Genomic DNA, 12,693 nt, shown 5'->3' with positions numbered 1-12,693 from the left:
GTTGTCGCCAGCCTGACATTTCGCTAAAGTCTCGCCCCTTCTCAATGGCATGGGGACGCTGACGTGTTTATCGGATTTGACTATGGCACCGCCAACTGCTCAGTAGCGGTAATGCAAAACGGGCAGCCGCAGCTGCTGAAAATGGAAAACAACAGCACGCTGCTGCCGTCGATGCTCTGCGCACCGACCCGCGAGGCGGTGAGCGAGTGGCTGTACCGCCATCACCAGGTTCCGGCCACCGGCGCGGAAACCCAGGCGCTGCTGCGCCGCGCGGTCAACTTTAACCGCGATGAAGATATCGACGTGACCCCGGGCAGCGTGCAGTTTGGCCTGTCGTCGCTGGGCCACTACATTGAGGATCCGGAGGAGGTGTACTTCGTTAAGTCGCCAAAATCCTTCCTCGGCGCGAGTGGTCTGAAGCCGCAGCAGGTGGCGCTGTTTGAAGATCTGGTCTGCGCCATGATGCTGCATATCCGCCAGCAGGCGCAGTCCCAGCTGACGGAAGAGATTACCCAGGCGGTGATTGGCCGTCCGATCAACTTCCAGGGGCTGGGGGGCGATGAGGCCAACCAGCAGGCGCAGGGGATCCTCGAGCGTGCCGCCCAGCGTGCCGGATTCCGCGACGTGGTGTTCCAGTATGAGCCGGTTGCCGCCGGTCTGGATTTTGAAGCGACGCTGAGCAGTGAAAAACGGGTGCTGGTCGTCGATATCGGCGGCGGGACCACCGACTGCTCGCTGCTGCTGATGGGCCCGGAGTGGCACCAGCGCCGGGATCGCGAAACCAGCCTGCTGGGGCACAGCGGCTGCCGTATCGGCGGTAACGACCTCGATATCGCCCTGGCCTTCCGCAGCCTGATGCCGCTGCTCGGCATGGGCGGCCAGACCGAAAAAGGCACTGCCCTGCCGATCCTGCCGTGGTGGAACGCCGTGGCAATCAACGACGTGCCGGCGCAAAGCGATTTCTACAGCGTCGCCAACGGGCGTTTCCTTAACGACCTGGTCCGCGACGCCCAGGACGGCGACAAAGTGGCGCTGCTGCATAAAGTGTGGCGCCAGCGCCTGAGCTACCGGATGGTGCGCAGCGCGGAAGAGAGCAAAATCGCCCTCTCCGAGGCCGCAGAGCACGCCGTGACGCTGCCGTTTATCAGCGATGAGCTGGCGACGGCCATCAGCCAGCAGGGGCTGGAAGCGGCGCTTGCTCAGCCGTTACAGCGCATTCTGGAACAGGTGCAGCTGGCGCTGGATAATGGCAACGAAAAGCCGGACGTCATTTACCTGACCGGGGGTAGCGCCCGTTCACCGCTGATCAAAAAAGCGCTGGCGCAGCAGCTGCCGGGCATCCCGATTGCCGGGGGCGATGATTTCGGCTCCGTCACCGCCGGGCTGGCCCGCTGGGCGCAGGTGGTCTTTAGCTAGGGTGGAAATGCCGGGCGGCGCTGCGCTTGCCCGGCCTACGTCTGGTGCGGTCTGTTGCCCTCACCCCGCCCTCTCCCACGGGGAGAGGGAGAAAACCCTACAAACGGCAACGCGCGTTGCCGTTTTGCTTTTACCTCCCGTAGGCCGGGTAAGGCGCAGCCGCCACCCGGCAACCAGGCCGCACCGCCTCCATTCAGACAATTCCAGACAGTCTTCCATATTTCCTCCATTTTTCTGCTCCATTGCCTTACTAAACTAGTATTATTTTCCGCACAGTTTCAGGATGAGTACGTATAACGATGAAAGGCCGCAATAAATCCCGCTGGGTAATCGCCGCTGGCATCATTGTGGTGGCCCTTGCCGCCGCGTGGTACTGGCATCAACAGTCTTCGGCCCCTGCCGGTGCGTCCAGCCAGGCGCAGCGCCCGGCGGGCGGTGGTGGACGCCACGGGATGCGCAGCGGTCCGCTGGCCCCGGTGCAGGCTGCTACCGCAGTGAGTAAATCCGTGCCGCGGTATCTGTCCGGGCTCGGGACCATTACCGCCGCCAACACCGTCACCGTGCGCAGCCGCGTCGACGGGCAGCTGATCGCCCTGCACTTCCAGGAAGGGCAACAGGTGAAAGCCGGCGATCTGCTGGCCGAAGTCGATCCCAGCCAGTTCAAAGTGGCGCTGGCCCAGGCCCAGGGACAGCTGGCGAAAGACACCGCCACCCTCGCCAATGCCCGCCGCGATCTGGCCCGTTATCAACAGCTGGTGAAAACCAACCTCGTCTCCCGCCAGGAGCTTGACGCCCAGCAGGCGCTGGTTAGCGAAAGCCTCGGCACCATTAAAGCGGATCAAGCCGCGGTTGCCAGCGCGCAGCTCCAGCTCGACTGGAGCCGCATTACCGCCCCTATCGACGGGCGCGTGGGCTTAAAGCAGGTGGATATCGGCAACCAGATCTCCAGCGGAGATACCACCGGGATCGTGGTGCTTACCCAGACCCACCCGATCGATCTGGTGTTTACCCTGCCGGAAAGCGATATCGCCACCGTGATCCAGGCGCAGAAAGCCGGGCAGAGCTTAACGGTGGAAGCCTGGGATCGGGCCAACAAGCAGAAGCTGAGCGATGGCACCCTGCTGAGCCTCGACAACCAGATCGACACCACTACCGGCACCATCAAGCTGAAAGCGCGCTTCAACAATCAGGACGATGCCCTGTTCCCGAACCAGTTTGTTAACGCCCGGATGCTGGTGGCTACCGAAGAGAACGCGGTAGTGATCCCAACCGCGGCGCTGCAGATGGGTAACGAAGGCAACTTCGTCTGGGTGCTGAACAGCGACAACAAAGTCAGCAAGCATCTGGTGAAACCGGGCATTCAGGACAGCCAGAGCGTGGTGATTGCCGCCGGGCTGTCGGCGGGCGACCGCGTGGTGACCGACGGTATCGACCGTCTGACCGAAGGGGCGAAAGTGGAAGTGGTGGAAGCCCACGCCGACACCCCTGCCCAGCCGGCAAAACGCGACCATAAAAAACAGGGAGAGAACGCCTGATGCAGGTGATGCCCCCGAGCTCTACAGGCGGGCCGTCACGTCTGTTTATCCTGCGCCCTGTCGCCACCACCCTGCTGATGGTGGCGATCCTGCTGGCGGGGATCATTGGCTACCGCTTCCTGCCGGTCTCTGCCCTGCCGGAAGTGGATTACCCCACCATTCAGGTGGTGACGCTCTACCCTGGCGCCAGCCCGGATGTGGTGACCTCGGCGATCACCGCCCCGCTGGAGCGCCAGTTTGGCCAGATGTCCGGCCTGAAGCAGATGTCCTCCCAGAGTTCAGGCGGCGCGTCGGTGGTGACCCTACAGTTCCAGCTCAGCCTGTCGCTGGACGTCGCCGAGCAGGAGGTGCAGGCCGCAATCAACGCCGCCACCAACCTGCTGCCGTCCGACCTGCCTAACCCGCCGGTCTACAGTAAGGTGAATCCTGCGGATCCGCCGATCATGACCCTCGCCGTCACCTCCTCCGCCATGCCGATGACCCAGGTCGAAGACATGGTGGAAACCCGGGTGGCGCAGAAGATTTCCCAGGTCTCCGGCGTCGGGCTGGTGACCATCTCCGGCGGCCAGCGTCCGGCGGTTCGCGTGAAGCTGAACGCCCAGGCGATTGCCTCTCTGGGCTTAACCAGCGAAACCATCCGCACCGCCATCAGCAACGCCAACGTCAACTCGGCGAAAGGCTCGCTCGATGGCCCGACCCGGGCGGTGACGCTCTCCGCCAACGACCAGATGCAGTCCGCGGATGAGTATCGTCAGCTGATTGTCGCTTACCAGAACGGGGCGGCGATCCGCTTAGGAGATGTCGCCACCGTCGAACAAGGGGCAGAAAACAGCTGGCTCGGTGCCTGGGCCAACAAGCAGCAGGCGATCGTAATGAACGTCCAGCGCCAGCCGGGGGCGAACATCATCGATACCGCCGACAGCATTCGCACCATGCTGCCAACGCTTATCGACAGCCTGCCGAAGTCGGTGAGCGTCAAGGTGCTGTCGGATCGCACCACCAACATTCGCGCCTCGGTCAGCGACACCCAGTTTGAGCTGATGTTGGCGATAGCGCTGGTGGTGATGATCATCTACCTGTTCCTGCGCAACGTTCCCGCGACCATCATTCCCGCCGTGGCGGTGCCGCTGTCGCTGGTGGGTACCTTCGCGGTGATGGTGTTCCTCGACTTCTCAATCAACAACCTGACGCTGATGGCCCTGACCATCGCCACCGGCTTTGTGGTGGATGACGCCATCGTGGTGATCGAGAACATCTCCCGCTATATCGAAAAAGGCGAAAAACCGCTGGCGGCGGCGCTGAAAGGGGCCGGGGAGATTGGCTTTACCATTATCTCCCTGACCTTCTCGCTGATTGCGGTGCTGATCCCGCTGCTGTTTATGGGCGATATCGTCGGACGCCTGTTCCGCGAGTTTGCAGTGACCCTGGCGGTGGCGATCCTCATTTCGGCGGTGGTCTCCCTGACCCTGACCCCGATGATGTGCGCCCGCATGCTGAGCCACGAGTCCCTGCGCAAGCAGAACCGCTTCTCCCGCGCCTCAGAGCGGATGTTCGAGCGCATTATTGCCGCCTACGGCCGCATGCTGGCAAAAGTGCTGAACCACCCGTGGGCCACCCTCGGCGTGGCGCTGGGCACCCTGGCCCTGAGCGTGCTGCTGTGGGTGATGATCCCGAAAGGCTTCTTCCCGATCCAGGATAACGGCATTATTCAGGGCACCCTGCAGGCCCCGCAGTCGGTCTCCTTCGCCAGCATGGCCCAGCGCCAGCAGGCGGTCTCGGAAGCAATCATGAAAGATCCGGCGGTGGAGAGCCTGACCTCCTTTGTCGGCGTCGATGGCACTAACCCGTCGCTCAACAGCGCCCGCCTGCAGATCAACCTCAAGCCGCTGGACGACCGCGACGACCGGGTTAACACGGTGATCGAACGCTTGCAGAGCGCGGTGGCGAAGGTGCCAGGGGTGGAGCTGTATTTGCAGCCGACGCAGGATCTGACCATCGACACCACGGTGAGCCGCACCCAGTATCAGTTCACCCTGCAGGCCACCAGCCTCGACGCCCTCAGCACCTGGGTACCGCAGCTGGTAGATGAGCTACAGCAGCTGCCGCAGCTCTCCGACGTCAGCAGCGACTGGCAGGACAAAGGTCTGGCGGCATACATCAACGTCGACCGCGACAGCGCCAGCCGGCTGGGGATCTCCATGGCGGATGTGGATAACGCGCTGTACAACGCCTTCGGCCAGCGCCTGATCTCCACCATCTACACCCAGGCTAACCAGTACCGGGTGGTGCTGGAGCACGACACCCGACAGACGCCAGGGCTGGCGGCGCTGGATTCGGTGCGTCTGACCAGCAGCAGCGGCGGCATTGTGCCGTTGAGCGCGATTGCCAAAGTGGAGGAGCGCTATACCCCGCTGGCGGTGAACCATCTGGATCAGTTCCCGTCCACCACCATCTCGTTTAACGTCCCGGATGAATACTCGCTGGGCGAAGCGGTGCAGGCGATCACCGACGCGGAGAAAAACCTCAGCTTCCCGACCGACATTCAGACCAAATTCCAGGGCAGCACCCTGGCGTTCCAGGCGGCGCTCGGGAGCACCATCTGGCTGATTGTCGCCGCGGTGGTGGCGATGTACATCGTGCTGGGGGTGCTGTACGAGAGCTTTATCCACCCGATCACCATTCTCTCCACCCTGCCGACCGCGGGTGTGGGGGCCCTGCTGGCGCTGATGCTGGCGGGCAGCGAGCTGGACGTGATTGCCATCATCGGCATCATTCTGCTGATCGGTATCGTCAAGAAGAACGCCATCATGATGATCGACTTTGCCCTCGCCGCCGAGCGCGAGCAGGGCATGCCGCCGCGCGAGGCGATCTACCAGGCCTGCCTGCTGCGTTTCCGCCCGATCCTGATGACAACCCTCGCCGCGCTGCTCGGTGCCCTGCCGCTGATGCTGAGCACGGGCGTCGGCGCGGAGCTGCGCCGTTCGTTAGGGATCGGCATGGTCGGCGGGCTGCTGGTGAGCCAGGTGTTAACCCTGTTTACCACCCCGGTGATCTATCTGCTGTTTGACCGCCTGGCGCTGTGGAGCAAAAGCCGTTTCCCGAAACGTGAAGAAGAGGAGGCGTAAGTGAAGTTTTTTGCCCTCTTCATTTACCGCCCGGTGGCGACGATTTTGATTTCGCTGGCCATCACCCTTTGCGGCGTGCTCGGCTTCCGGCTGCTGCCGGTGGCCCCGCTGCCGCAGGTGGATTTCCCGGTGATCATGGTCAGCGCCTCGCTCCCCGGGGCCTCGCCGGAGACCATGGCCTCGTCGGTAGCGACGCCGCTGGAGCGCTCGCTGGGGCGCATTGCCGGGGTTAACGAGATGACCTCCAGCAGCTCGCTCGGCAGCACGCGCATCATTCTGGAATTCAACTTTAACCGCGACATCAACGGCGCGGCGCGCGACGTGCAGGCGGCGATCAACGCTGCGCAAAGCCTGCTCCCGAGCGGGATGCCGAGCCGGCCGACCTACCGCAAAGCCAACCCGTCCGATGCGCCGATCATGATCCTGACGCTCACCTCGGATACCCACTCCCAGGGGCAGCTGTACGACTTCGCCTCCACCCAGCTGGCGCAGACCATCGCCCAGATCGACGGCGTGGGCGATGTCGACGTCGGCGGCAGCTCCCTTCCCGCGGTGCGCGTGGGGCTCAACCCGCAGGCGCTGTTTAATCAGGGCGTCTCGCTGGATGACGTGCGCAGCGCCATCAGCAACGCCAACGTGCGCAGACCTCAGGGGTCGGTGGAGGATGGCAGCCATCGCTGGCAGATCCAGACCAACGACGAGCTGAAAACCGCGGCAGAATATCAGCCCTTAATCATCCACTACAACAACGGCGCGGCGGTGCGCTTAAGCGACGTGGCGAGCGTCACCGACTCGGTGCAGGACGTACGTAACGCCGGGATGACCAACGCCAAACCGGCGATTTTGCTGATGATCCGCAAGCTGCCGGAAGCCAACATTATTGAGACGGTGAACAGCATTCGCGCCCGTCTGCCGGAGCTGCAGGAGACCATTCCCGCGGCCATCGATCTGCAGATTGCCCAGGACCGTTCACCGACCATTCGCGCCTCGCTGGAGGAGGTGGAGCAATCGCTGCTCATCTCTGTGGCGCTGGTGATCCTGGTGGTGTTCCTGTTCCTGCGCTCCGGTCGGGCGACGCTGATCCCGGCGGTGGCGGTCCCGGTGTCGCTGATCGGCACCTTCGCCGCCATGTACCTGTGCGGCTTTAGCCTCAACAACCTGTCACTGATGGCCCTGACCATCGCCACCGGCTTTGTGGTGGACGACGCCATCGTGGTGCTGGAGAACATCTCCCGCCACCTCGAGGCGGGAATGAAGCCGCTGCAGGCGGCGTTGCAGGGCAGCCGGGAGGTGGGCTTTACGGTGCTCTCCATGAGCCTGTCGCTGGTGGCGGTGTTCCTGCCGCTGCTGCTGATGGACGGCCTGCCGGGGCGACTGCTCCGAGAGTTCGCCGTCACCCTGTCGGTGGCGATCGGTATTTCGCTGTTAGTCTCCTTAACCCTGACGCCGATGATGTGCGGCTGGATGCTCAAGCGCAGCCCGCCCCAGTCGCAGCCACGCAAGAGAGGCTTTGGCCGGATGCTGATGGCGCTGCAGGCGGGCTACGGCAAATCGCTGAAATGGGTGCTGAACCACACCCGGATCGTCGGGCTGGTGCTGATCGGCACCATCGCGCTTAACGTCTGGATGTACATCACCATCCCGAAAACCTTCTTCCCGGAGCAGGACACCGGGGTGCTGATGGGCGGGATCCAGGCCGACCAGAGCATTTCCTTCCAGGCGATGCGTGGCAAACTGCAGGATTTCATGAAGATCATCCGTGAAGATCCGGCCGTGGATAACGTCACCGGCTTTACCGGCGGCTCGCGGGTCAACAGCGGGATGATGTTTATCACCCTCAAGGCGCGCGATGTGCGCAACGAAACCGCCCAGCAGGTGATCGACCGCCTGCGGGGTAAGCTCGCCAAAGAGCCGGGGGCAAACATGTTCCTGGTGGCGGTGCAGGATATCCGCGTCGGCGGGCGTCAGTCGAACGCCAGCTACCAGTACACCCTGCTGTCGGACGATCTGGCGGCGCTTAGAGAGTGGGAGCCGAAGATCCGCAAGGCGCTGGCGGCCCTGCCGGAGCTGGCGGACGTGAACTCCGATCAGCAGGATAACGGCGCGGAGATGGCCCTGACCTATGACCGCGAAACCATGTCGCGGCTGGGCATTGATGTCAACGCCGCCAACAGCCTGCTGAACAACGCCTTCGGCCAGCGGCAGATCTCGACCATCTATCAGCCGATGAACCAGTACAAGGTAGTGATGGAGGTCGATCCGCGCTATACCCAGGACATCAGTGCGCTGGATAAGATGTTCGTGATTAATAACGACGGCAAGGCGATCCCGCTGTCCTACTTCGCCAGCTGGCAGCCGTCGAACGCGCCGCTGTCGGTGAACCATCAGGGGTTGTCGGCGGCATCGACGGTGTCGTTTAACCTGCCGACCGGTAAATCCCTGTCTGAGGCCAGCGATGCCATCAACCGCGCCATGACCCAGCTCGGCGTGCCGTCAACGGTGCGCGGCAGCTTTGCCGGGACCGCTCAGGTGTTCCAGGAGACCATGAATTCGCAGGTGATCCTGATTCTGGCGGCGATCGCCACGGTCTATATCGTGCTCGGCGTGCTGTATGAGAGCTACGTCCATCCGCTAACCATCCTCTCCACCCTGCCCTCGGCGGGCGTGGGGGCGCTGCTGGCGCTGGAGCTGTTTGGCGCGCCGTTCAGCCTGATCGCGCTGATTGGCATTATGCTGTTAATCGGGATTGTGAAGAAAAACGCCATCATGATGGTCGACTTTGCGCTGGAGGCGCAGCGCAACGGCAATATGACCCCGCAGGAGGCGATCTTCCAGGCCTGCCTGCTGCGTTTTCGCCCGATCATGATGACTACCCTGGCGGCGCTGTTCGGCGCGCTGCCGCTGGTGATCTCCAGCGGCGATGGCGCCGAGCTGCGTCAGCCGCTGGGGATCACCATTGTCGGCGGGCTGGTGATGAGCCAGCTGCTGACGCTGTACACCACCCCGGTGGTCTATCTGTTCTTTGACCGCTTACGGGTGCGTTTTTCACGTAAACAGAAAGAGACGGTAACTGGCTAATGACGGATCTCCCCGCTAACGTTCGCTGGCAGTTATGGATTGTCGCCTTCGGCTTCTTTATGCAGGCCCTGGATACGACCATCGTTAATACCGCCCTCCCCTCGATGGCGCAAAGCCTGGGGGAGAGCCCGCTGCATATGCATATGGTGATCGTCGCCTATGTGCTGACGGTGGCGGTCATGCTGCCCGCCAGCGGCTGGCTGGCGGACAAGGTTGGGGTGCGCAATATCTTCTTTACCGCCATCGTGCTGTTTACCGCCGGATCGCTGTTCTGCGCCCGGGCGGAGACCCTCAACGAGCTGGTGATGTCCCGGGTGTTACAGGGGGTCGGCGGGGCGATGATGGTGCCGGTCGGCAGGCTGACGGTGATGAAGATCGTCCCGCGCGAGCAGTATATGGCGGCAATGACCTTTGTCACCCTGCCCGGCCAGGTGGGGCCATTGCTCGGCCCGGCGCTCGGCGGGATGCTGGTGGAGTATGCCTCCTGGCACTGGATTTTCCTGATCAACCTGCCGGTGGGCATTATCGGGGCCATTGCCACCCTCTGGCTGATGCCGAACTACAAAATGCAGACCCGGCGCTTCGATCTGGTGGGTTTTTTCCTGCTGGCGGCGGGAATGGCGACCCTCACCCTAGCCCTCGACGGCCAGAAAGGGCTGGGGATCTCCACCCTGTCGCTGGCCGGACTGGTCGCCATCGGCGTGATCGCTATTCTCTGGTATCTGTGGCATGCGCGGGATAACGATCGGGCCCTGTTCAGCCTGAGCCTGTTCCGCAATACCACTTATCGACTGGGACTGCTCGGCAGCTTTGCCGGGCGCATCGGCAGCGGGATGCTGCCGTTTATGACCCCGGTATTTTTGCAGATTGGCCTCGGCTTTTCGCCGTTCCACGCCGGTCTGATGATGATCCCGATGGTGCTCGGCAGCATGGGGATGAAACGCATTGTGGTCCAGGTCGTTAATGCGCTGGGCTATCGCCGGGTGCTGGTGGCCTCCACCCTCGGGCTGGCGCTGGTGAGCCTGCTGTTTATGGGCATCGCGCTGCTCGGCTGGTATTACGTTCTGCCGCTGGTGCTGTTCTGCCAGGGGATGGTCAACTCCATCCGCTTCTCCTCCATGAACACCCTGACCCTGAAGGATCTGCCCGACGAGCTGGCGAGCAGCGGCAACAGCCTGCTGTCGATGATCATGCAGCTGTCGATGAGCGTCGGCGTCACCATCGCCGGGCTGCTGCTGGGCATGTACGGCCAGCACCACCTGACAGCAGACAGCCCCGTCGTCCATCAGGTGTTCCTCTACACCTACCTGAGCATGGCGGTGATTATCGCCCTGCCGGCCTTTGTTTTCGCCCGGGTCCCGGATGATACCAGCAAGAATGTCGTCATCAGGCGGCGCAAAAGGAGTGAACCATGAAGTTCTGGCGGCCCGGCATTACCGGCAAGCTGTTTCTGGCCATCTTTGCCACCTGCATCGTATTGCTGATCACCATGCACTGGGCGGTGCGGGTCAGCTTTGAACGCGGCTTTATCGACTACATCAAACACGGTAACGAGCAGCGTTTACAGGGCCTGAGCGATGCCCTGGCCGAGCAGTACGCCCTGCACGGCAACTGGCGTTTTTTACGCAATAATGACCGGTTTATCTTCCAGATCCTGCGTTCGCTGGAGCACGACACCGACGACGATCGCCCCGGCCCCGGCATGCCGCCGCACGGCTGGCGCACCCAGTTCTGGGTGATCGACCAGGAGATGCGGGTGCTGGTCGGCCCGCGCGCCCCGGTGCCGGCGGACGGCACGAAGCGGGCCATTACGGTGAACGGGGCTGCCGTCGGCTGGGTGATTGCCTCTCCGGTTGAACGGCTGACGCGCAATACCGATATCAACTTTGACCGCCAGCAGCGCCAGACCAGCTGGCTGATTGTCGCCCTCTCCACCCTGCTGGCGGCGCTGGCGACCTTCCCGCTGGCGCGTGGCCTGCTGGCCCCGGTTAAACGGCTGGTGGACGGTACCCACCAGCTGGCGGCGGGCAATTTCTCCACCCGGGTGGATACCCGTAGCGAGGATGAGCTGGGCAAGCTGGCGCAGGACTTTAACCAGCTCGCCAGCACCCTCGAGAAGAACCAGCAGATGCGCCGGGATTTTATGGCCGATATCTCTCACGAGCTGCGCACCCCGCTGGCGGTGCTGCGCGGCGAGCTGGAGGCGATCCAGGACGGGGTGCGCAAGTTCACCCCGGAATCAGTCACCTCATTGCAGGCGGAAGTCGGCACGCTTACCAAGCTGGTGGACGACCTGCACCAGCTGTCGATGTCCGACGAGGGGGCGCTGGCCTACCAGAAAGCGCCCGTCGATGTGATTAACATTCTGGAGATGGCGAGCGGCGTGTTCCGCGAACGCTTCGCCAGCCGCGACCTGCGCATTGAGCTGTCGCTGCCGGAAAATGCGGTGGTGTTTGGCGATCGCGACCGGCTGATGCAGCTCTTCAACAACCTGCTGGAAAACTGCCTGCGCTATACCGACGCGGGCGGCGCGCTCCGTATTTCCGGCAAATGTGAAGATCACCGCTTTGCGCTGACCTTTGCCGACACCGCCCCTGGCGTCTCTGACGACCAGCTCAACAGGCTTGTTGAGCGTTTTTATCGCACCGAAGGCTCACGCAACCGCGCCAGCGGCGGATCCGGTCTGGGGCTGGCGATCTGCGTCAACATCGTCGAGGCCCACGGGGGTACCCTCCGCACCGCCCATTCGCCTTTTGGCGGGGTTAGCATTACAGTAGAGCTACCGCTGGAACGCGATTTATCGAGAGAAGTATGACTGAGTTACCCATTGACGAAAACACACCCCGCATCCTGATCGTGGAAGATGAGCCTAAGCTTGGGCAGTTATTAATCGACTATCTCAGGGCGGCAAGCTATGCCCCATCGCTGATCGGCCACGGCGATCAGGTTCTGCCCTATGTGCGCCAGACCCCGCCGGATCTGATCCTGCTCGATCTGATGCTGCCCGGCACCGACGGCCTGACCCTGTGCCGCGAAATCCGCCGCTTCTCTGAAGTGCCGATTGTGATGGTGACCGCCAAAATCGAAGAGATCGACCGCCTGCTGGGGCTGGAGATCGGCGCCGATGACTACATCTGCAAACCCTACAGCCCGCGTGAAGTGGTGGCACGGGTGAAAACCATTCTGCGCCGCTGCAAACCGCAGCGCGAGCTGCAGGCGCTGGATGCCGAAAGTCCGTTAATCATCGACGAAGCCCGTTTCCAAGCCAGCTGGCGCAGCAAGCTGCTGGATCTGACCCCCGCCGAGTTCCGCCTGCTGAAAATCCTGTCGCACGAGCCGGGCAAGGTCTTCTCCCGCGAGCAGCTGCTGAACCATCTGTATGATGACTACCGGGTGGTGACCGACCGAACTATCGACAGCCATATCAAAAACCTGCGGCGTAAGCTGGAATCCCTCGACGCGGAACAGTCGTTTATTCGGGCGGTGTATGGCGTGGGTTATCGCTGGGAAGCGGATGCGTGCCGGATCGGCTCGTGACA

7 protein-coding genes are annotated in these 12,693 nt (G+C 62.6%); all 7 read left to right on the top strand.

What is annotated here, in order from left to right; all coding sequences use genetic code 11:
- Window positions 1–63 precede the first annotated feature (63 nt).
- Window positions 64–1,416 (top strand): molecular chaperone, encoded by a 1,353-nt coding sequence (yegD, locus tag V7Q49_RS01285; protein ID WP_333848931.1) that lies wholly within the window; start codon window positions 64–66, stop codon window positions 1,414–1,416.
- Window positions 1,417–1,715: 299 nt separating this feature from the next.
- Complete coding sequence (locus V7Q49_RS01280) at window positions 1,716–2,951, top strand: MdtA/MuxA family multidrug efflux RND transporter periplasmic adaptor subunit (RefSeq protein ID WP_333848930.1); 1,236 nt, start codon at window positions 1,716–1,718, stop codon at window positions 2,949–2,951.
- Entirely contained in the window at window positions 2,951–6,076 is a 3,126-nt protein-coding gene (locus V7Q49_RS01275; protein ID WP_333848929.1) for an MdtB/MuxB family multidrug efflux RND transporter permease subunit, read from the top strand. Before V7Q49_RS01280 ends, V7Q49_RS01275 begins: the two co-directional genes overlap by 1 nt.
- Window positions 6,077–9,154, top strand: coding sequence for a multidrug efflux RND transporter permease subunit MdtC (mdtC, locus tag V7Q49_RS01270; RefSeq protein ID WP_333848928.1), 3,078 nt, complete (start codon window positions 6,077–6,079; stop codon window positions 9,152–9,154). It abuts the gene before it with no gap.
- A complete protein-coding gene (locus V7Q49_RS01265; RefSeq protein WP_333848927.1) occupies window positions 9,154–10,569 on the top strand; it encodes an MFS transporter in 1,416 nt (471 codons plus the stop codon). The genes mdtC and V7Q49_RS01265 overlap by 1 nt, the downstream gene beginning before the upstream one ends.
- Window positions 10,566–11,969, top strand: coding sequence for a two-component system sensor histidine kinase BaeS (baeS, locus tag V7Q49_RS01260; RefSeq protein ID WP_333848925.1), 1,404 nt, complete (start codon window positions 10,566–10,568; stop codon window positions 11,967–11,969). Before V7Q49_RS01265 ends, baeS begins: the two co-directional genes overlap by 4 nt.
- A complete protein-coding gene (baeR, locus tag V7Q49_RS01255; RefSeq protein ID WP_333848923.1) occupies window positions 11,966–12,691 on the top strand; it encodes a two-component system response regulator BaeR in 726 nt (241 codons plus the stop codon). Before baeS ends, baeR begins: the two co-directional genes overlap by 4 nt.
- Window positions 12,692–12,693: the final 2 nt, after the last annotated feature.

It is taken from the genome of Leclercia sp., assembly GCF_036780805.1.
Lineage (GTDB): Bacteria > Pseudomonadota > Gammaproteobacteria > Enterobacterales > Enterobacteriaceae > Enterobacter.
The sequence above is the reverse complement of the archived record's forward strand: the minus strand, read 5'-3'. Positions and strand labels throughout refer to the sequence as shown.